This is a genomic window from Sphingomonas sp. PP-CC-3A-396, assembly GCF_004343105.1.
GTDB lineage: Bacteria > Pseudomonadota > Alphaproteobacteria > Sphingomonadales > Sphingomonadaceae > Sphingomonas.
The window spans coordinates 331111-350835 of record NZ_SLYF01000001.1 but is presented as its reverse complement, the minus strand read 5'-3'; the positions used below and the strand labels follow the sequence as shown (position 1 = coordinate 350835).

The 19725-nt window shown below is 66.6% G+C and carries 20 protein-coding genes; 9 read left to right on the top strand and 11 right to left on the bottom strand.

The features are described 5' to 3' along the window. Nucleotides 1-34: 34 nt before the first annotated feature. From gshB to rsmI, 3 genes are all read right to left on the bottom strand, one after another. Entirely contained in the window at nt 35-988 is a 954-nt protein-coding gene (gene gshB, locus C8J40_RS01625; protein ID WP_132895504.1) for a glutathione synthase, read from the bottom strand. A gap of 166 nt (nt 989-1154) precedes the next feature. Beyond that, nucleotides 1155-1568 (bottom strand): YraN family protein, encoded by a 414-nt coding sequence (locus C8J40_RS01620; protein ID WP_132895503.1) that lies wholly within the window; start codon nt 1566-1568, stop codon nt 1155-1157. 48 nt (nt 1569-1616) lie between these two features. Beyond that, complete coding sequence (gene rsmI / locus C8J40_RS01615; protein WP_132895502.1) at nt 1617-2474, bottom strand: 16S rRNA (cytidine(1402)-2'-O)-methyltransferase; 858 nt, start codon at nt 2472-2474, stop codon at nt 1617-1619. Here rsmI and C8J40_RS01610 point away from each other — a divergent pair. After that, nucleotides 2473-3678, top strand: a complete 1206-nt coding sequence (locus tag C8J40_RS01610) for a penicillin-binding protein activator (RefSeq protein WP_132895501.1) — start codon at nt 2473-2475, stop codon at nt 3676-3678. The two genes, rsmI and C8J40_RS01610, sit on opposite strands and share 2 nt — an antisense overlap. 263 nt (nt 3679-3941) lie before the next feature. On the opposite strand, the gene coaD is transcribed toward C8J40_RS01610, so the two are convergent. The 7 genes from coaD to C8J40_RS01575 all read right to left on the bottom strand — a co-directional run bounded on the left by coaD (nt 3942) and on the right by C8J40_RS01575 (nt 10887). After that, on the bottom strand, nt 3942-4448 hold the full coding sequence (gene coaD / locus C8J40_RS01605; RefSeq protein ID WP_132736179.1) for a pantetheine-phosphate adenylyltransferase: 507 nt from the start codon (nt 4446-4448) through the stop codon (nt 3942-3944). Nucleotides 4449-4469: 21 nt separating this feature from the next. Beyond that, nucleotides 4470-5360: a polyprenyl synthetase family protein gene (locus C8J40_RS01600; protein ID WP_132895826.1), complete on the bottom strand. Its 891-nt coding sequence runs from the start codon at nt 5358-5360 to the stop codon at nt 4470-4472. A 13-nt stretch (nt 5361-5373) separates the two neighbouring features. Continuing rightward, complete coding sequence (locus tag C8J40_RS01595) at nt 5374-5613, bottom strand: exodeoxyribonuclease VII small subunit (RefSeq protein ID WP_056060585.1); 240 nt, start codon at nt 5611-5613, stop codon at nt 5374-5376. A gap of 74 nt (nt 5614-5687) precedes the next feature. Continuing rightward, nucleotides 5688-5888: a hypothetical protein gene (locus C8J40_RS01590; RefSeq protein WP_132895500.1), complete on the bottom strand. Its 201-nt coding sequence runs from the start codon at nt 5886-5888 to the stop codon at nt 5688-5690. A 67-nt stretch (nt 5889-5955) separates the two neighbouring features. Then, on the bottom strand, nt 5956-7635 hold the full coding sequence (locus C8J40_RS01585) for a diguanylate cyclase (RefSeq protein ID WP_243693159.1): 1680 nt from the start codon (nt 7633-7635) through the stop codon (nt 5956-5958). 595 nt (nt 7636-8230) lie between these two features. Then, the gene (gene clpA / locus C8J40_RS01580; protein ID WP_132895499.1) at nt 8231-10549 is read right to left on the bottom strand and encodes an ATP-dependent Clp protease ATP-binding subunit ClpA; all 2319 of its coding nucleotides are present in this window, start codon (nt 10547-10549) and stop codon (nt 8231-8233) included. 143 nt (nt 10550-10692) lie between these two features. Further along, nucleotides 10693-10887 (bottom strand): DUF1192 domain-containing protein, encoded by a 195-nt coding sequence (locus C8J40_RS01575; protein WP_132736170.1) that lies wholly within the window; start codon nt 10885-10887, stop codon nt 10693-10695. 124 nt (nt 10888-11011) lie between these two features. Between C8J40_RS01575 and C8J40_RS01570 the strand changes: the two genes are divergently transcribed. Continuing rightward, nucleotides 11012-11992: an NAD(P)H-quinone oxidoreductase gene (locus tag C8J40_RS01570; RefSeq protein ID WP_132895498.1), complete on the top strand. Its 981-nt coding sequence runs from the start codon at nt 11012-11014 to the stop codon at nt 11990-11992. A 94-nt stretch (nt 11993-12086) separates the two neighbouring features. Beyond that, nucleotides 12087-12350, top strand: a complete 264-nt coding sequence (locus C8J40_RS01565; RefSeq protein ID WP_132895497.1) for a hypothetical protein — start codon at nt 12087-12089, stop codon at nt 12348-12350. A gap of 428 nt (nt 12351-12778) precedes the next feature. Here C8J40_RS01565 and C8J40_RS01560 read toward each other — a convergent pair whose 3' ends face one another. Next, entirely contained in the window at nt 12779-13030 is a 252-nt protein-coding gene (locus C8J40_RS01560; protein ID WP_132736168.1) for a hypothetical protein, read from the bottom strand. Nucleotides 13031-13209: 179 nt separating this feature from the next. Between C8J40_RS01560 and C8J40_RS01555 the strand changes: the two genes are divergently transcribed. From C8J40_RS01555 to C8J40_RS01530, 6 genes are all read left to right on the top strand, one after another. Then, on the top strand, nt 13210-14094 hold the full coding sequence (locus C8J40_RS01555) for a UDP-2,3-diacylglucosamine diphosphatase (protein WP_132895496.1): 885 nt from the start codon (nt 13210-13212) through the stop codon (nt 14092-14094). Nucleotides 14095-14255: 161 nt separating this feature from the next. After that, nucleotides 14256-15278, top strand: a complete 1023-nt coding sequence (locus C8J40_RS01550; protein WP_132895495.1) for a glycosyltransferase family 1 protein — start codon at nt 14256-14258, stop codon at nt 15276-15278. Between the two features lie 110 nt (nt 15279-15388). Beyond that, nucleotides 15389-16066, top strand: a complete 678-nt coding sequence (locus C8J40_RS01545) for a DUF1013 domain-containing protein (RefSeq protein WP_056484483.1) — start codon at nt 15389-15391, stop codon at nt 16064-16066. A gap of 204 nt (nt 16067-16270) precedes the next feature. Next, nucleotides 16271-17335, top strand: coding sequence for an MBL fold metallo-hydrolase (locus tag C8J40_RS01540; RefSeq protein WP_132895494.1), 1065 nt, complete (start codon nt 16271-16273; stop codon nt 17333-17335). Nucleotides 17336-17369: 34 nt separating this feature from the next. Continuing rightward, a complete protein-coding gene (locus C8J40_RS01535) occupies nt 17370-18239 on the top strand; it encodes a dienelactone hydrolase family protein (protein ID WP_132895493.1) in 870 nt (289 codons plus the stop codon). A gap of 199 nt (nt 18240-18438) precedes the next feature. Next, entirely contained in the window at nt 18439-19053 is a 615-nt protein-coding gene (locus C8J40_RS01530; protein ID WP_132895492.1) for a glutathione S-transferase family protein, read from the top strand. Nucleotides 19054-19725 lie beyond the last annotated feature (672 nt).

Here is a 19725-nt window from a genome sequence, read left to right as displayed (position 1 = left end):
GGGCCCCGGCCTTCGCCGGGGTGATGTTCGGCGACTATCGCGCCGCGACCTTCGCCTCGATCGCATCCCAGATCATGCCGGCGACATCGGTCCCATCGAACTTCTCGATCGCCACGATCCCCGTCGGCGACGTCACGTTGATCTCCGTCAGCCAGGTGCCCCCGATCACATCGATCCCGACGAACAACAGCCCGCGCTTCTTCAACTCCGGCCCGAGCACCGCGCAGATCTCGCGCTCCTTGTCGGTCAGTTCCGACTTCTCCGCCGACCCGCCGACCGCGAGGTTCGAGCGGATCTCGCCTTCGCCCGGCAGCCGGTTGATCGCACCCGCCACTTCGCCGTCGATCAGCACGATCCGCTTGTCGCCCTTCGCCACGTCGGGGAGGAACGCCTGCACCATGTGCGGCTCGCGCCACGTCATATTGAAGACCTCCATCAGCGCCGACAGGTTTGCGCCGTCCGACTCGACCTTGAAGATCGCCTTGCCGCCATTGCCGTGCAGCGGCTTGATGACGATCGCGCCGTGCTCGGCGAGGAATTTCCGCGCCTCGTCGAGCGAGCGCGTGACGAGCGTCGGCGGCATGAACTGCGGATAGTCGAGCACGAACACCTTCTCGGGCGCGTTCCGGACCTGCGCCGGATCGTTCACGACGAGCGTCTTGGCGGCGATTCGCTCGAGCAGGTGAGTCGCGGTGATGTAGCCGAGGTCGAACGGAGGATCCTGGCGCATCAGCACGACGTCCGCCTCGTCGCCGAGATCGAGGTTCACGGGCTCGCCGACGCTGAAATGATCGCCGACGACGCGCTGCACGGTGACCGGATGCGCCTTCGCCCAGACACGGCCGTCGCGGTAGTTCAAATCTTCGGCCGAATAATGGAAGAGCGTATGGCCACGATCCTGCGCGGACAACATCAGCGCGAAGGTCGAATCGCCGGCGATGTTAATGCTGTCGAGCGGGTCCATCTGGACGGCGACGGTGAGGCTCATTCTCGCATTCCTTCCATGCACCCCGCTTTGGCCGTTACCCCAGCGGACGCGGGGGTCTCCCAGTTACGGAGAGACCCCAGCGTCCGCTGGGGTGACGGGTTGGGATGGTTCGGATCGGGACTTAGGAAGGCGGGCGGGATTTGTCACCTACGCTCGCCTGATCGCCTCAGCCTATCCCGCCTCCGATCCACGCATTCTCGATATGCCGCGGCCGCGTACCCGGTGCGAGCAGGATGACGTCGACGCGGATATCGTCGCCCGGCCCGGCATAGCGCGGCATCAGATACTCCGCCGCCGCCGCCACGCGCGCGAGCCGCCGCTCGTCGATCGCGAAGTCGAGTTCGGCAGCGGTCGCGCGGGTCTTGACCTCAACGAACGCGATCAGGTTACCTTTGCGCGCGACGAGATCGACCTCGCCGGCGGGCGTCCGCACGCGGCGATCCAGGATGCTCCAGCCCTTCAGCCGTAGCCACCACCCCGCCAATCGCTCGCCCCGACGACCGGCGGCTTCCGCAACTTGTCGGTCCTGCGTGTTCCCCTTCCGCTTGCGGGAGGGGTTAGGGGAGGGGAAGGGCGGCACGTCCGTGGCATGCCCTCCCCCGACCCCTCCCGCAAGCGGGAGGGGAGATCAGCCCTCTGCCTTCAATTCCAGCGCCCGCGCATAGAGCGCCTTCCGGTCGAGCCCGAGCTTCTTCGCCACCTCACTCGCCGCCTGCCCGGTCGACAGTCGCGTCAGCGCCTCGACCAGCGCCGCGTCACCATCCTCCGCGCTCGCCGGCGGCGCTTCACCCGGCGGTGCGACGACGATCACGATTTCCCCGCGCGGCGGCGCGTCCGCATAGCGCTCGGCCAAAGTCGACAGCGTCCCCGTCACCGCCTCCTCGAACTTCTTGCTGATCTCGCGAGTCACCGCCGCCTCGCGGTCGCCGAGCCCCTCCAACAGCGCCGCCAGACACGCCCCCAACCGCGGCCCCGACTCGTACATCACGAGGGTCGCGCGGATCGTCGCCACCTCCGCGATAGCCTCCGCCCGCGCGTGCAGCTTCGACGGCAGGAACCCCACGAACAGGAACCGGTCGGTCGGCAGGCCCGCCAGCGTCAGCGCGGCGACGGCAGCACAAGGGCCGGGAATCGTCACCACCAGGTGCCCCGCCGCGCGCGCATCGCGCACCAGCTTGAAGCCCGGGTCGGAAATCAGCGGCGTCCCCGCATCCGACACCAGCGCCACCGCCTGCGTCGCCATCCGCGCGATCAACGCCGGGCGCACACCCTCCGCGCTGTGGTCGTGATACGGCACCATCGGCGTTTTCGTGCCGATATGGCGGAGCAGACCGGCGGTCACGCGGCTGTCCTCGACCGCGATCACGTCGGCGCGGCGGAGGATGTCGGCGGCGCGCGGCGACAGATCGCCAAGATTGCCGATCGGGGTCGCGACGATGTAGAGGCCGGGATCGAGAAGAGATTCAAGGTTCATGGGGATGGTCATGGCAGACGCGACGACGATAGGGCAACCGGGACGGCACCGCGCATTCGGCCGGTGGGTGGCACTCGGTGCGGCGTGCTTGCTTGGCGCATGTCAGACGATCGTCCCGCGCGGACCGGTCGAGCCGTCGCAGCAGCGCCCGACCACGCGTCCCGTCGATCGTCCTGAGATTGGCGTCGAGACCGGCATCCCGCGCGATGCCGAGCGCAACCGCGTCGCGCTGCTCGTACCGCTGTCGGGCAGCAACGCCGGCGTCGGCACCTCGATTGCCAACGCGACGATGCTCGCGCTGCTCGACACGCAGAACCAGCGCGTCCGGATCACCAACTACGACACCGCGACCGGTGCCGCCGCCGCCGCGCAGCGCGCGATCGCGGAAGGTGCGCAACTGATCCTCGGCCCGTTGCTCGCCGACGACGTCCGCGCGGTCGCACCGATCGCGCGCGCCGCGAACATCCCGGTGCTCAGCTTCTCCAACGATCTCGGCGTGGCGGGCAACGGCGCGTACCTGATGGGCTATGTCCCGACCCAGTCGATCGCGCGCGTCGTCGATTTCGCCCGGACACGCGGCGTCAGCAATTTCGCCGGCCTCGTCCCCAACGGCCTGTACGGCGAGCGCGCCTCGACCGCGTTCCTCCGCGCGGTCGAAGGCGCCGGTGGCCAGGTCGTCTCGCTCCAGACCTACGCGCGCGGTCCCGGCGGCATTTCGGGCGCGGTCACGCGGTTGGCCGCAAAGGCCCCTTATGACGCGGTGTTGATTGCCGACGGAGGCGCCACCGCAGCCTCGGCGGCAGCGATGGTCAAGCGCGGCGGTGCGTCGACGCGCATCCTCGGCACCGAACTCTGGAATTCCGACACCAGCATCGCCGCCAAGCCCGCACTGTCCGGCGCCTGGTATGCCAGCGTCTCGGACACGCTCTACCGCCAATACGCCGCCAAATACCGCGCACGCTTCGGCGCCGGGCCCTACCGCCTGTCGAGCCTCGGCTATGATTCGGTGCTGCTGACGGTCCGCATCGCGCGCGATTGGAAGCCCGGCACCCCGTTCCCGGTCAACCGCCTGCGCGACGGCGACGGCTTTGCCGGCATCGACGGCGCGTTCCGCTTCGGCCGCGACAACGTCGCCGAGCGCGCGCTGGAAGTGAAGGAAATCCGCGGTGGCACGACCACCGTGGTCTCGCCCGCGCCGACCGGCTTCGGGAAATAACTTTCGGGTTCTGAGGCTGCAGCAGCGCCAGATTGGCTTCTGCAGCCCGGGCCAGATTGGCTTCGGCAGCCCGGACCGGGTCGGCGGTTATCCCGATCGGACATGCAAAGCGTGTTTCCCCGCGAAGGCGGGGACCCAGTCTGGGCTCCCGCCTTCGCGGGAGAACAAGGCAGCGGAAGTTGCTAGGTCCGCGGCTTCAAACCGGACGGCGGTCTATCCTAGAGGTGCTTCATTCCCGCCCGCGGGATGATGCACCATCCTGATCAGCTCCCCTTACGGCCGATCTTCTCGACCCGCGCGACGACCTCTTCGCGCACGGCCTCGGGCACGAACTTGGCGATATTCCCGCCGTACAACGCGATCTCCTTGACCAGCCGGCTCGCGATCGGCTGCAACGCGACATCGGCCATCAGGAACACCGTCTCGACGCGTGGATTGATCTGCTGGTTCATCCCCGCCATCTGATACTCGTATTCGAAATCGGCGACCGCACGCAGGCCACGGACGATCACCTTCGCCCCTTGCCGCTCGGCAAAGTCCATCAGCAGCGAATCGAATTCGACCACCTCGATGTCGCCGCCGATCCCCGCGACTTCGCGGCGCACCGTCGCCATCCGTTCCTCGATCGTGAACATCGGCGACTTCGACGGGTTGGTCGTCACCCCAATCACCAGCCGGTCGACCAGCTTCGCGCCGCGTCGGATGATGTCCATATGGCCCAACGTGACCGGATCGAACGTGCCTGGATAGACACCAATGCGTGCGGTCATGTTGAACTCCCGGTTATACGCTTAGCGGTCGCGTTCGAGCACGAAGCGCGCGATGTCGCGCAACAGATCGGCTTCCTTGCCATAGCTATGCAGGTGCGCGATCGCCTGGTCGACCAGCATCCGCGCCTGTTCGCGCGCGCGCTCGGGCCCGAGCAGCGACAGGAACGTCTCCTTGCCCGCGACCTCGTCCTTGCGCAGCGACTTGCCGACGACCGCCTCGTCGCCCTCGGCATCGAGCAGGTCGTCGGCGATCTGAAACGCAAGCCCCAGGTCATGCGCATAGCCGCGAAGACCGACCCGGCCCTCCGGCGGCAAGCGCCCGAGGATCGCGCCGGCCTCGACCGACGCCGAGATCAGCGCCCCCGTCTTCATCTGTTGCAACCGCGTGACGGTATTCAGGTCGAAGCGCGTGCTCTCCGCCTCGATATCCATCTTCTGCCCGCCCGCCATGCCGTTCGGGCCAGCGGCGCGTGCCAGGTCCATCACCAGTTCGATCCGCACGAACGGATCGGGATGCGTCGCCGGATCGGCCAAAATCTCGAACGCCAGCGCATGCAGGCAGTCGCCCGCCAGGATTGCGGTCGCCTCGTCGAACACCTTGTGGACGGTCGGCTTGCCGCGCCGCATGTCGTCATCGTCCATCGACGGCAGGTCGTCATGGATCAGCGAATAGACGTGGATCGCCTCCAAAGCGGTCGCCGCCCGTGCCGAACATTCGGGCGCGACGTCGAACAGATTGGCGGTCGCGAACACGAGCAGCGGGCGCAACCGCTTGCCGCCACCGATCGCGGCATGCCGCATCGCACGGTACAGGTCTCCGCGCGGATCGTCGGGGATCGCCAGCAACTGGTCGAACTGCCGGTCGATCTCGGCCGCGACGTCGGCGAGGGCGGCATCCAGCGTGACGGGCATCTGGCTCACTGCGTCAGCCCGCCGCGAACGGGCGGACGCCCGCGGGCTTGCCGTCGCCGTCGAGCCGGATCGCCTCGATCCGCGCCTGCGCCGCATCGAGCCGGTCGGCGCAACGCTGGCGCAGCTTGTTGCCGCGCTCGTACAGCTCGATCGCCTGCTGGAGCGGCGTATCGCCACTTTCCAGCTTCCCGACGATAAGCTCGAGTTCCTTCAGTGCATCCTCGAACGCGAGGTCTTCGATCGGCGTGTCCATGTCCGTCGCTATGGCGCAGGCACGCGATGGGGGTCAAGGACGTGGCGGCGGGGTTCAGACGGGTTCGGACGCGTTCAGCGCAGTCGGCTGACCGTCCAGGTATAAAGTACCGAGACGCCGACCAGCCCGAAATCGACCGCCGCCTGCATCCGGTGCGGCGCGGGATCGCGCGCATCATGCGTGACCAGTTGCACATCGACGGTCGGGTGCCGCACGGCGATCGCGGTGAGCGCGATCAGCCCCGCTATCGCCAGTGTTGCCTTACGATTTCGCATCCTGTGTCCCCCCGGCCATGGTTGCGATCATGTCGCACTTCGTGATCCCCGACAAGTCGAGCGGTGATCAGGCGGCGATGCACAACGACGGCGCCTCGCGCGCGCGGTCGCGGCCCGCCGCCTTCGCCGCGAACAGCGCGCGGTCGGCGCAATTGTAGAGCAGCTTCCAGTCGGTCTCGTCGAGCAACGGTCCGGTGCACGCGCCGATGCTCGCGGTCACGGCGATGTCGAACGGCATGCGCTGGCTGCGCAACCGGTCGAGCACGGAATCGGGCGCGACGGCATTCGCCGCATCGACCAGGATCGCGAACTCCTCGCCGCCGATCCGCGCGACCAGTGCGTCCGCCGGCACCGCGTTGCGCAGCGCGCGCGCAACCACGCGCAGCACCTCGTCGCCGCCGTCATGGCCGATCTTCTCGTTAACGCGCTTGAAATGATCGACATCGGCGATCAGCAGCATCTGGTCGCCCGTTCGGCCGATCGCACGCGTCAGGAACGCGCGGCGGTTGAGCAATCCGGTCAACGGCTCGGTATCCGCCAGCAGCCGCGCGGCGATCTCCTGTTCGCGCGCGGTATCGCGCTCGACGCTGAGCAGCCGGATCCGGTAGGCGATCGCGAGGCTCGACAGCATCGATTCGAGCGCCATCGACAGGATCGTCGAATTGTCGAGCCACAGGCTCCAGTCGAGGAGTGCGAAGGCGTTGGCGACGCGCAGCCCGGCCACTGCGATCGGCACGCTCCACGCCAGCGCGAACAGCCACAGGAAACTGCTCCGCACGCGCCACGCACGGAACAGGACGGCGGGGATCAGCACCAGCAGCGCGAGATACGCACAGGCCAGGATCGTATCGAGCATATGGAAATGCCACGGTGCGCACGTCGCCCACAGGGCGCCGGCAGCCAGCAGCCCGGCGATCACCCAGTTGCTCGCGGGCCGCAGCCAGCCGGCGAACACCGCGCGCTCGAAGAAGGTGCGCGCGAACAGCAGCGCCGACGCCGCCGATCCGGCCAGGAACAGCGCGTTCAGCCGCTGGCGATCATTGTTGTCGAGGCCCTGGAACAGCTGGCCCAGCGCCCCCGACGAGGTCAGCGCATAGGCAAGCAGGCACAGCACGAGCAGGCAATAGGCGGGCTGGAACGCCTGCCGAAGCGCGCCCCACAATGCGAGATTGTAGACGATGAGCGCGATCGCCATCCCGCCGAACGCGCCATACAGCGCGGCGAGCAGGATCTCGGTGGTATCGCGCTGTTCGTGATCGGCGATCGCCGGGCCGAGGATCAGCCCGCGCAGGTTCGCCGCGCCCTCGACATGCCACAGCAGCCGGACCGGCGCGGCATCGTGATGCGGGATCGGCTGGACGATCACCGCGCCAAGCCCGAGCAACCGCCCCGCGGTGCGCGAGGTGAAGCCGGTCTGGCGGATCGACCCATCGGCGTACTGTACGTACAGCGTGACCCGGTTTACCCAGGTGCTGCCGATCCGCACGGTATGATCGTCGCCGCTGATCGCGGGCAGGCGCTGCGACAGGATCCAAAAGTCGCCGCCGCCGAACCGCGTCTGCGATGTCGTGCAGTCGAAACCGGCCGGTTTGGCGAACAGCGCGGCAGGCGTCTGGCCGGTAAGGGCAGGGCGGACGCAGACCGAAAGCGGCGTGCCCGTGACCGCGACGGCAGGCGCGGCAAGGGCAAGACCGAAGCCCAGCGCGAGCGCGCCGATCATCCATCGCAACCATGCCAAGCGTTCCATGCCGCGACGCTAGCGCCGCTTCCCCAATTATCGGTAAACGCACGCAGATTCCTCGCGACGCATCGATCCTCCCCCGCCCGGGGGGAGGTGGCGGGCACTTGCCAGACGGAGGGGGAGGGAAAGACGACGTCCGTCGCGAAGTCCTCCCCGCCCTTGTCCTTCCCGCCACCTCGTAACGTGGATGCGTATCCCATCCGCCCATCAGCCCCACCCCGGCGAAGGCCGGGGCCCAGTCGGAAAGGTCTCAGTAACGACGCGCTGTCCGCAGTTATCACCGTTTCCCACCTGGGCCCCGGCCTCCGCCGGGGAGGGGCCTGTGGCGGTTAGGGGGGCTTGTGTTGCTGGGGGAAGCTTGGGGTTAGGGTAAATGGATCGAAGCATTCAGGCGCAGCACCTGCCCCTTGTTCTCCCGCGAAGGCGGGAGCCCAGTCTGGGTCCCCGCCTTCGCGGGGAAACAAACTTCTCTCGTTGTGAGCGTTCCGAACCAAAATCCGGACGGTCGACCCGGTCCACCCATGCAACGCGCCCGAACAAAAAAAGCCCGCCGCCGGATCGCTCCGACGGCAGGCCCTTTAAACCACATCAAAACCCGAGATCACTCGGTCTCGACGGTCTCCACCTTGCCCTTCTTCTTGGGCTTCTTCGGTGCCGCCGGCTCGATCGCGAACGACAGCGCGCCGTCCTTCATCTTCACCGTCACCTCGCCGCCGTGCACCAGCTTGCCAAACAACAGTTCCTCGGCGAGCGGCTGCTTGATCTTCTCCTGGATCAGGCGGCCCATCGGCCGTGCGCCGTACAGCTTGTCATAGCCCTTGGTCGTGAGCCATGCCTTCGACTCGTCGTCGAGGACGATGTGCACGCCGCGATCCGCCAGCTGGAGTTCGAGCTGGAGGATGAACTTGTCCACCACCCGCGCCACCACTTCGGTCGGCAGGTACCCGAACGGCACCACCGCATCGAGACGGTTGCGGAATTCGGGCGTGAACATCTTCGTCACGGCCACCTCGTCCTCGCCCTCGCGCGACAAATTGCCGAAGCCGACCGTCTCGCGCGCCATGTCGCTGGCACCCGCATTGGTCGTCATGATCAGGATGACGTTGCGGAAATCGACCGACTTGCCATGCTGGTCGGTCAGCCGCCCGTTATCCATCACCTGCAACAGGATGTTGAACAGGTCCGGATGCGCCTTCTCGATCTCGTCGAGCAACAGGACGCAGTGCGGGTTCTGGTCGATCGCATCGGTCAGCAGACCACCCTGGTCGAACCCGACATAGCCCGGGGGCGCACCGATCAGGCGACTGACCGAATGCCGCTCCATATATTCGGACATGTCGAACCGCTGGAGCGGAATGCCGAGGATCGTCGACAGCTGCTTGGCAACTTCGGTCTTGCCGACACCCGTAGGCCCGGTGAACAGATAGTTGCCGATCGGCTTCTCCGGCTCGCGCAGACCCGCCCGCGCCAGCTTGATCGCCGAGCTGAGCTTCTCGATCGCCGCATTCTGCCCGAACACCACGCGCTTCAGGTCCGTCTCGAGCGTGGCCAGCGCCAACTTGTCGTCGGTCGAGACCGACTTCGGCGGTATGCGCGCCATCGTCGCGATGACCTGCTCGATCTCCTTCGGCGTGATCGTCTTCTTGCGCTTGTTCGGCGCCACCAGCATCTGCATCGCGCCGACTTCGTCGATCACGTCGATCGCCTTGTCCGGCAGTTTCCGATCGTTGATGTACCGCGCTGACAGCTCGACCGCCGACTTGATCGCATCGGGGGTGTACTTGACGTTGTGGTGATCCTCGAACGCCGAGCGCAGGCCGGCGAGGATCTTGATGGTATCCTCGATCGTCGGCTCGTTCACGTCGATCTTCTGGAAGCGTCGCAGCAGAGCGCGGTCCTTCTCGAAGTGATTGCGGAACTCCTTGTACGTCGTCGAGCCGATGCACCGGATCGTGCCGCCCGACAAAGCCGGCTTGAGCAGGTTCGAAGCATCCATCGCGCCGCCGCTCGTCGCACCCGCACCGATCACGGTGTGAATCTCGTCGATGAACAGCACCGCATCCGGCAGCTTCTCGAGTTCGTTGACGACCGCCTTCAGGCGCTCCTCGAAGTCGCCACGATACCGCGTTCCGGCCAGCAACGCGCCCATGTCGAGCGAGTAGATCACGGCAGGCAACAGCACGTCGGGCACGTCGCCCTCGACGATCTTGCGCGCCAGGCCTTCCGCGATCGCGGTCTTGCCGACGCCGGGATCACCGACATACAGCGGGTTGTTCTTCGATCGGCGGCACAGGATCTGGATCGTGCGATCCACCTCCGGCCCGCGCCCGATCAGGGGATCGACCTTGCCGTTCTTGGCCTTCTCGTTGAGGTCAACCGTGAATTGCTTGAGCGCGCTTTCCGTCTTGCCCTTCTCCTGTCCCTTGGCCGGCTTCTCGTCGTCCGCACCCTTTGGCGTGGATGCTTCGGTCGCCTGCTGCCCGCCCTTGCCGACGCCGTGGCTGATGAAGCTGACCGCATCGAGGCGGCTCATGTCCTGCTGCTGCAGGAAATAGACGGCATAGCTCTCGCGCTCGCTGAACAAGGCGACGAGCACGTTCGCACCGGTCACTTCGTCGCGGCCTGAGGACTGGACGTGCAGGATTGCGCGCTGGACGACGCGCTGGAACCCGCTGGTGGGCGAGGGATCGGTCGCTGCATCGACCTTCAGCGCATCGAGTTCGCTGTCGAGGTAGTGCGCAACGGTGTTCTTCAGTTCGCCGATCTCGACGTTGCACGCGGTCATAACCTTCGACGCATGTTCGTCGTCGATCAGCGCGAGCAGCAGATGCTCCAGCGTCGCATATTCGTGGCGCCGGGACGATGCCGCCTCGAGCGCCTTGTGCAGCGTGGTCTCGAGGGCGGGTGCAAATGATGGCATTTACAATACTCCTGTCGGGCCGCGAGTCCGCGAGCCCTTTGCCACTATGTCGGAATTGATATTGGTCGCATCAAGCACTTGAACCCGGCCCCGTCCGTTCCTGCACTGTCCGAAAACATCCAGCGGAGAGGCGGGGAGGGCGATCACCGCCTGAAAAGGTCGTCGGCACTGGCCCGGTGGCTGACCGCGCGGTCCTTCTTGACCTGGCATCTGGCGATCTCGCCCTGCAGCACGGTGATCCGCGCATCGAGTTCGGCGACCGACAACGGATCGAGGTCCTGCCGCACCAGTGCGTCAAGCAGATCGTCGGGACGGGAGGGGGCGTCTTCCAGGTCCATCGTGGATGCAACGTTGACCCGCACCAGAGTGATGTCAATAAGGCCGGCACATCAAAAGGGACGTGACGAGCAGATGACCGCGACACCCGACACCATTTCGAGTAACTTAGGTTTACCTGACGTCATGAAGGCGATCGATCCCGAACAGCCGGGCGGTCCCGAGGTGCTGGTGCTCGTCGACCGTCCCGTGCCGCAGCCGGGGCCGGGCGAAGTCCTGGTCAAGGTCGCCGCGGCGGGGGTCAATCGCCCCGAAGTCATGCAGCGCCAGGGCAAATACCCGCCCCCGCCTGGTGCGCCGTCGATCCTCGGCATGGAAATCTCCGGCACGATCGTCGCGGTCGGCGAAGACGTCGGCGACGAACAGATCGGCCAGTCGGTCTGCGCGCTGATCTCCGGCGGTGCCTATGCGGAATACGCGGTCGCGCCGTTCGGCCAGTGCCTGCCCGTCCCCGAAGCCCTCACAATGATCGAGGCCGCGGCGATGCCCGAGACGCTCTTCACCGTCTGGACCAATTTGTTCGAGCGTGCCTACGCCACCGAGGGCGATACCGTCCTCGTCCACGGCGGCACCAGCGGCATCGGCACGATGGCGATCGCCCTATGCAACGTGTTCGGGATCGACATCATCGTCACCGCCGGCTCCAAGGCCAAGTGCGAAGCCGCGCTCAGCCTCGGCGCGACCCACGCGATCGACTACAAGACGGAAGATTTCGTCGAGCGCGTCAAGCAGATCACCGGCGGCAAGGGCGTCGCCGCGGTGCTCGACATGGTCGGTGGCGACTACGTCCCCCGCAACCTGAAATGCCTCGCCGAAGACGGCCGCCACGTCTCGATCGCGGTCATGGGCGGCGCGACGGCCACCGTACCCTTGTTCGAGATCATGCGCCGCCGCCTCACGCTGACCGGCTCGACGCTCCGCCCGCGGGACACGGCGTTCAAGTCGCTGGTCGCGGACGAACTCGCGCGCACGGTGTGGCCGCACGTCGAAGCGGGCAAACTGAAACCAGTCATCGACCGCACCTTCGCCTTCGCCGACGCGCCGGCCGCGCATACCCGGATGGAAGCGGGCGACCATGTCGGGAAGATCGTCCTGACGATGGGGTAAGGGGCCACTAGCCCTCGCCACCGGTTGGAGCACGATAGCCAGTCGCATCAGTCAGTCGCATCGGCGAGGGGTGTAGCCACTAGTCGCGACGGTGATGGAGCAGTACACCCGCCCCACTCCCGTCGCGTCGGTGATCGAGCAGGACACCCGCCCCACTCCCGTCGCGTCGGTGATCGAGCAGAACACCCGCCCCACTCCCGTCGCGGCGGTGATGGAGGAGGACACCCGCCCCAATCCCGTCGCGGCGGTGATGGAGGAGGACACCCGCCCCACTCCCGTCGCGGCAGTGATGGAGGAGGACACCCGCCCCAAACCCGTCACCCCAGCGAAAGCTGGGGTATCCCAGTTTGACGGCTAACGGTCACCCCAAGCACACCACCACCCCGGCGAAGGCCGGGGCCCAGGTGGAAAGGTCGCAGTAACGACGCGCACCGCGTCGTTACTCAGCGCTCCCAACTGGGCCCCGGCCTTCGCCGGGGTGGGGTTCGTTAGGCGGGGTAGGGCATGCGAAGCGCGCTGGAGCGTTTGACGCGCCAACCCAAAGCAACCTTTTTCTCCCGCGAAGGCGGGAGCCCAGTCTGGATCCCCGCCTTCGCGGCGACACAAGCTACCTTCGCAAACCAAACGGCCCAATCCTCCCCCGCCAGGGGGAGGTGGCTGGCGCTTGCCAGACGGAGGGGGCGGGAAGGGTAACTACCGTTCCGTGTCCTCCCCCTCCGTCGCCTTACGGCGTCACCGCCCCCTGGCGGGGGAGGATTGCGAGGCTAAGTCACTCCCGCGCCTACCTCAGTTGCTATCCGAACTGTCATCCCCACCGCTCGTTGCCAGCAAAACGCCGACCACCAGCGCCGCCAGAATACCGATGCTGACGTACGTCGCAGTCGGCCCCTCGGCGAGTTTGCCCTTGCCCGACGTCGCCGTCCCCGTACGCGCGACCGACAGCGACCTCGCCGGATTGGCCGCCGACGCCATCGTCGGCGCAACCATCATCGCCGCGCCCGCAGCCGTCACCGCGACATTCTTGAAACGAAACTTCATGATATTTTCTCCCTGTAAGACCTTGCCATAGGTTCAGCTTCGCCCCGATTCGTCAACGCGTTTGCGCGCAGTTGCAGCAACGTTTTCACGCTGACTTCTAACAGTCACCAGAGTGCGACTGCCCTGTCACAATACTCGGCTAGATCATCGCCAAGGGATAGACTTGCGGGGGTAAGGCCATGAACGCCGTGACGACGTTTTCGCCATCTAGCATCATCGGCGCCGACATCACCGATATCGCCGATTTCATCCACTCACGCCCTGCCGTCCCCGAGCCGATCGTCGAGCGTCGCCAATACCGCACGATCTGGATCTCCGACGTCCACCTCGGCACGCGCGGCTGCAATGCCGGGATGCTCAACGACTTCCTCGACCACGTCGACAGCGAGACGATGTACCTTGTCGGCGACATGATCGACGGCTGGCGGCTCAAGAAGAAATTCTACTGGCCCGCCGCGCACAACGACGTCCTCTGGCGCCTGCTCAAGCGCGCCAAGCGCGGTACGCGGGTGGTCTACATCCCCGGCAACCATGACGAGGTGTTCCGCCAATATTCGGGGCTCGATCTGGGCGGCATCTCGATCCGTCGCAACGCGATCCACGAGACCGCCGATGGTCGCCGCCTGCTCGTCCTCCACGGCGACGAGTTCGACGCGATCACGCTCGCGCACCGCTGGGTCGCGCATATCGGCGACGCCGCCTACACGATGCTGATGGGCCTCAACCGCTGGGTCAACGCCGCGCGGCGCCGGATGGGCATGCCCTATTGGTCGCTGTCGAAGCACGCCAAGGCCAAGGTCAAGAACGCGGTCGCCTTCATTTCGCACTTCGAGGAAGTCGTCGCGCACGCGGCCGGCGTCCGCGGCGTCGAAGGCGTCGTCTGCGGCCACATCCACACCGCCGAAATGCGCGAGATCGCCGGCATCGCCTATTACAATGACGGCGACTGGGTCGAAGGCTGCACGGCCTTGGTCGAGCATTTCGACGGTCGCATGGAACTCCTCCACTGGGGCGACGAAATCGCCGCCCGCGAGAAGGACAAGGTCGTCACCCTAGCCGCCTGACCTAAACCCTCTCCCCGACGGGGAGAGGGCAAGCCGCGTCAGCGGCGCGGGTGAGGGCAAGTCCGCAACGCCAGTTGAAGCATGCCTCACCCTCCCACTTGGCTGCGCCAAGCGGGCCCCTCCCCCTCCCCGACGGGAGAGGGCAAGCAGGAGAAAACACGATGCGTATCGCGATCGTCACCGACGCCTGGAGCCCGCAAGTCAACGGCGTCGTCCGCACCCTCCAGGCGGTCCGCAAGGAACTCGAATCGATCGGCCACCAGGTCCTGATCGTCTCCCCCGAACAGTTCGCCTCGATGCCATGTCCGACCTATCCCGAGATCCGCCTAGCCTTTGCGCGGTCCGGCGCAGTCGGTCGCCTGCTGGCAAGCTTCGGCGCCGACGCGATCCACCTCGCCACCGAAGGTCCGGTCTGCCTCGCCGCGCGCACCTGGTGCATGGCTCGCGCGCTCCCGTTCACCACCGCCTACCACACCCAGTTTCCCGACTATATCGCCGCGCGCACCGGCGCGAACCCCGACTGGATCTGGCGCTATATCCGCTGGTTCCACCGCCCAGCACAGTCGATCCTCGTCTCGACGCCCTCGGTCGCCAGGACGCTGTCGGACCAGGGCCTGCACCAGGTCCGCGAATGGGGCAGGGGCGTAGACTTCGCGCAGTTCGGCCTCGACGGCGCCCGCGACCCCGAGCTGACAGCGCTGCCCGGGCCGATCCAGCTCTATGTCGGCAGGGTCGCGGTCGAGAAGAACATCGAGGCGTTCCTGTCCTCCGCGCATCCCGGTACGAAGGTCGTGGTCGGTGACGGCCCCGCCCGCGCCACGCTCGCGCGCCGCTTCCCGGACGCGGTCTTTCTCGGCCAGCGCTCCGGCCTCGACCTCGCCGCAGCCTACCGCACCGCCGACGTCCTCGTCTTCCCGAGCCGCACCGACACGTTCGGCCTCGTCATGATCGAAGCCTTGGCATGCGGCACACCGGTCGCGGCGTACCCGGTCACCGGGCCGATCGACGTCCTCGACGACCGCGTCGGCGCGATGCACGAAGACCTAGACACCGCGATCGTCACCGCGCTCACCCGCGACAGCGTCACCTGCGCTGCGTATGCCGCCCGCTACAGCTGGCCCGCCAGCGCGCGCCAGTTCCTCCACGCGCTCGTCCCCCTCGAAGGAAAGCTCATGGCCGCCTGAGCTTGCCCGAATCTTGTTTGCTTGCCTGTTGCCCCCACGCGCACTAAGTCTCTCTCATGTCAGGCCGCTCCGAAAGGGGCGGCCCTTTCTATTTTTACGGAGTTTCCGCCGTGGCCCAGCCGCTCATGCCCCACGCGACCGCCGCCTGGATGGTCGACAATACCGCGCTCAGCTTCGAGCAGATCGCGGACTTCTGCGGCCTGCACATCCTCGAGATCCAGGCGATCGCCGACGACACCACCTCGACCAAGCTGACCGGTCGCGATCCCGTGCGCGCGCATGAGGTTACGCAGGAAGAGATCGACAAGGGTGCCGCCGATCCCGATTACCAGCTCAAGATGATCAAGGGCCCCGAGCAGGTCCGCCGCACCAAGGGTCCGCGCTACACGCCGGTCTCGAAGCGCCAGGACAAGCCCGACGGCATCTCGTGGATCATCCGCAACCACCCCGAGATCACCGACGGCGCGATCTCGCTGCTGATCGGCACGACGCGCACGACGATCGCCGCGATCCGGGACCGCAGCCACTGGAACATCGCTAACATCACCCCGAAGGACCCGGTCACGCTCGGCCTGACCTCGCAGCGTGAACTTGACGCTGCAGTGGCGAAGGCGGCGAAGGCAGCCGGCATGGAAGCCCCCACCGATACCCGCCTCGAAGGCGACCGCGAGGTGCTCCTCCAGCAGCTCCGCGCCGAGCGCACCCAGGCGGCCGCGGACGCCCAGTTCGTGGCAGACGGCGGCGTCCTCCCCGTCAAGCCGCTCTTCGACGACCCCTTCAAGCGCTGATCGCACGTCCCCTCCCGCAAGCGGGAGGGGGCAGGGGTGGGGCGCACGCTCCCCCCGATCGTCATCCTGACGAAAGTCAGGACCCAGAGCCAAAAACGTCACCCTACATTATCCTGGATCCTGACTTTCGTCAGGATGACGGGGTGCAGTTCGTCACGCCCGCCAACACTATCTCCCGCCACATCCAGTTGCTAACCGCAACGGATGGCAACCGCACCCGACACCGATTTCGCGCCGACCAGCCACAAGGGACTGACCTACCCCTTCGGTGGCGCAGAGCCCGAAGCGGGTGACGTCTTCGAGGTCGCCCCCGGCATAGACTGGGTCCGCCTCAAGATTCCCGGCCCGCTGAAACACGTAAATTGCTGGCTTCTCGCCGACACCGACGGCGACGCGCTGATCGACACCGGCATGAACACCGCGGACGCTCGCGACGCCTGGAAAGCCATCTTCAACGGCCCCAAAGCCAACACCCGCATCACCAAGATGATCGGCACCCACTTCCACCCGGACCATATCGGCCTCGCCGGCTGGATGTGCGACCACCACGCCGCCCCCCTCATCATGACCCGCGCCGAGTGGCTGACCGCGCGCATGCTAGCCGCCGACGCCCGCGACTCGGTCCCGCACGAGATGCTCGCCTTCTGGCGCGGCGCAGGCTGGGGGCCAGACCAGATTGACCACGCCACCGCCAAGGGCTGGGCCGGCTTCCGAAAGATCATCACCCCGCTCCCGCTCAGCTACACGCGGATCGAAGACGGCGACACGCTCACCATCGGCACGCGCGACTGGCGGATCGTCACCGGCTCCGGCCACTGCCCCGAACACGCCTGCCTGTACGACGAAGCCGGCGGCATCCTCATCGCCGGCGACCAGGTCCTCCCGCGCATCAGCCCCAACGTCTCGCTCGGCGTCACCGAACCGAACGCCGACCCGCTGGGCGAATGGTTCGCCTCGATCGCCAAGCTCAAGACGCTGCCCGCCGACCTGCTCGTCCTCCCAGGCCACGGCGACCCGTTCACCGGCCTCCACACCCGCCTCGACGCGATGGACCGCGAACATCGCGAGCGGCTCAACGAACTCGCCGTCTTCCTCGCCGAACCCCGCCGCGCGGTCGACTGTTTCGGACGCCTGTTCCGCCGCGCGATCGGGCAGGACGTGCTCGGCATGGCGACCGGCGAGGCACTCGCGCATCTCCGCCGCCTCGAAGTCGAAGGCCGAGCGACCCGCGACACGGAAGATGGCGTATGGTGGTGGCGCGCGGCCTGAGTTAGCATGCGGCCAAATTCAAGAGGATAGCCCCATGTGCGACGAGCATACCGCAGACGATAACGAGGCGTATCTGGCCGGCGTCTCGCGCCGCCAGTTCGGCGTGATGACCGGCGCGATGGGCCTGACGATGCTGCTGCCCGCCCCCGCGAACGCCGCCGTCATCAAGGGCCGCGACGTCGCGATCACCACGCCCGACGGCAAGGCCGACGCCTATTTCGTCGCGCCCGCCACCGGCAAGCACCCCGGCGTGCTGATCTGGCCCGACATCATGGGCCTCCGCCCCGCCTTCCGCCAGATGGCCGACCGCCTCGCGCAATCCGGCTACGCGGTGCTCGTCGTCAACCAGTTCTACCGCTCGACCAAGGCGCCGTTCCTGAAGCCCGGCGAATCCTACGACCAGCCTGAAGTCAAAAGCCGCATCGCCCCATTCCGCGAAGCGCTCACATCCGAAGGCACGGTCCGCGACGCGCGTGCCTTTACCGCCTTCATCGACGCGCAGCCGCAGGTCGACCGCAAGCGTGGGCTGGCCACCACCGGCTATTGCATGGGCGGCCCGATGGTGATGCGCACCGCCGCAGCCGTCCCCAACCGGATCCGCGCCGGCGCGACCTTCCACGGCGGCGGCTTCGTCACCGACACCCCCGACAGCCCGCATTTGCTGATCCCGCAGATGAAGGGCCGATACCTGATCGCGATCGCCGCCAACGACGACGCCCGCTCGCCGACCGAAAAGGACACGCTCCGCACCGCCTTCGCCGCCGCCAAACTCCCCGCCGAGATCGAGGTCTACGCCGGCACGATGCACGGCTGGTGCCCGCCCGACTCGAAGGTCTACAACGCAGCCCAGGCGGACAAGGCCTGGGCCCGCATGCTCGCGCTGTTCGACAAGGCGCTGGTGTAGGAGGTCCGCCGCTAACGGCGTCATCCTGACGAAAGTCAGGATCCAGAGCCAAGACGGGTGAGCGTCGCGGCTCTGGATCCTGTGTCGAGCCCAGGATGACGGGCGTAGGGCGCGGGGTCGCCACGTCCGCAGGGTAATCCTTGACCGCACCTACTGCCCATGAGACCATCGTTCACGATCCGTTCTCAAGGAGAGTCGCATGACGTTGACCCTGTACACCAACCCGATGTCGCGAGGCCGGATCGCGCGGTGGATGCTCGAAGAGGTCGACGCCGAGTATGAGACCGTCGTCCTCGACTACGACACGACGATGAAGGCCGAGCCGTATCTGTCGATCAACCCGATGGCCAAGGTCCCGGCGATCGTCCACAACCACAAGACCGTCACCGAATGCGCCGCGATCTGCGCGTATCTCGCCGACGCGTTCCCTGACGCCGACCTCGCCCCCCGAGACGAGGAACGCGCCGACTATTACCGCTGGCTGTTCTACGCCGCCGGCCCGGTCGAAGCCGCGACCGGCAACCGCGCGCTCGGCGTCGTGCCCGATGCCGCGCAGCAACGGATGATCGGCTATGGCAGCTTCGATCGCGTGATCGACGTGCTCGAACAGGCCGTGGCAGCGCACCCGTACATCGCCGGCGACCGCTTCACCGCCGCCGACGTCTATGTCGGATCGCAGGTCATCTGGGGCATGCAGTTCGGCTGGCTACCGAAGCGCGAAGCGTTCGCGGAGTATGCCGCGCGCCTGATCGAACGCCCGGCGTACCTGCGCGCCGCAGCACTGGACGACGCCCTGATCGCGGTCGCCGCGTAAGGGCGGGCGAGCGCGTGACCAGCCAACCAAACCCGTCATCCTGACGAAAGTCAGGACCCAGGATACCAGGAGTTAACGCCCGTGGCTCTGGGTCCTGACGTTCGTCAGGATGACGGTGGGGGATGGGCCCGCACAGAGCGTGACGAGATCGGCTTGCTGGCAGGACTGCCTACGGCCGCAGCTCAATGGTGCGCACCGGATCGACATTACACGGGCAGGGGGCGTCGGACTCGCACTGGCTAGAAAGAGGGTCGGATCACGAACACGACTGGCACAATGGCCCCACAAACCTTGCCCTCACCCTTCCCACGGCCAAGTGGCCGCGATCCCCTTCCCTCTCCCATCGGGAGAGGGAGAGACGCGAATGCGGCGATAGGTGAGGGCACGCGCCGGCCGTCATCCTGACGAAAGTCAGGACCCAGGATACCAGGGGTTAACCTCCATGGCTCTGGGTCCTGACTTTCGTCAGGATGACGGCGAGGGTTGGAGCGAACGGAGCGGCATGAATCGGTTTCATAGAGAGCCGGTTCATGCCGCGACCAAATGGCGGACGACGGATCTCAGACTTTACAAGCAAGAGACGCGCGCTGGACCGCTTCGCAAGGGCGAGGAGAGTGTCGAACGAGCATCGACCGCCAGCGAAAGCTCGCACGGTAAAGCCGCCTCGGACCG

Coding starts and splice junctions, on each gene's coding strand:
- gshB (WP_132895504.1), bottom strand. CDS start 988: ATGAGCCTCACCGTCGCCGTCCAGATGGACCCGCTCGACAGCATTAAC.
- C8J40_RS01610 (WP_132895501.1), top strand. CDS start 2,473: ATGGCAGACGCGACGACGATAGGGCAACCGGGACGGCACCGCGCATTC.
- rsmI (WP_132895502.1), bottom strand. CDS start 2,474: ATGACCATCCCCATGAACCTTGAATCTCTTCTCGATCCCGGCCTCTAC.
- coaD (WP_132736179.1), bottom strand. CDS start 4,448: ATGACCGCACGCATTGGTGTCTATCCAGGCACGTTCGATCCGGTCACG.
- C8J40_RS01600 (WP_132895826.1), bottom strand. CDS start 5,360: ATGCCCGTCACGCTGGATGCCGCCCTCGCCGACGTCGCGGCCGAGATC.
- C8J40_RS01595 (WP_056060585.1), bottom strand. CDS start 5,613: ATGGACACGCCGATCGAAGACCTCGCGTTCGAGGATGCACTGAAGGAA.
- C8J40_RS01590 (WP_132895500.1), bottom strand. CDS start 5,888: ATGCGAAATCGTAAGGCAACACTGGCGATAGCGGGGCTGATCGCGCTC.
- C8J40_RS01585 (WP_243693159.1), bottom strand. CDS start 7,635: ATGGAACGCTTGGCATGGTTGCGATGGATGATCGGCGCGCTCGCGCTG.
- clpA (WP_132895499.1), bottom strand. CDS start 10,549: ATGCCATCATTTGCACCCGCCCTCGAGACCACGCTGCACAAGGCGCTC.
- C8J40_RS01575 (WP_132736170.1), bottom strand. CDS start 10,887: ATGGACCTGGAAGACGCCCCCTCCCGTCCCGACGATCTGCTTGACGCA.
- C8J40_RS01570 (WP_132895498.1), top strand. CDS start 11,012: ATGAAGGCGATCGATCCCGAACAGCCGGGCGGTCCCGAGGTGCTGGTG.
- C8J40_RS01565 (WP_132895497.1), top strand. CDS start 12,087: ATGGAGCAGTACACCCGCCCCACTCCCGTCGCGTCGGTGATCGAGCAG.
- C8J40_RS01560 (WP_132736168.1), bottom strand. CDS start 13,030: ATGAAGTTTCGTTTCAAGAATGTCGCGGTGACGGCTGCGGGCGCGGCG.
- C8J40_RS01555 (WP_132895496.1), top strand. CDS start 13,210: ATGAACGCCGTGACGACGTTTTCGCCATCTAGCATCATCGGCGCCGAC.
- C8J40_RS01550 (WP_132895495.1), top strand. CDS start 14,256: ATGCGTATCGCGATCGTCACCGACGCCTGGAGCCCGCAAGTCAACGGC.
- C8J40_RS01540 (WP_132895494.1), top strand. CDS start 16,271: ATGGCAACCGCACCCGACACCGATTTCGCGCCGACCAGCCACAAGGGA.
- C8J40_RS01535 (WP_132895493.1), top strand. CDS start 17,370: ATGTGCGACGAGCATACCGCAGACGATAACGAGGCGTATCTGGCCGGC.
- C8J40_RS01530 (WP_132895492.1), top strand. CDS start 18,439: ATGACGTTGACCCTGTACACCAACCCGATGTCGCGAGGCCGGATCGCG.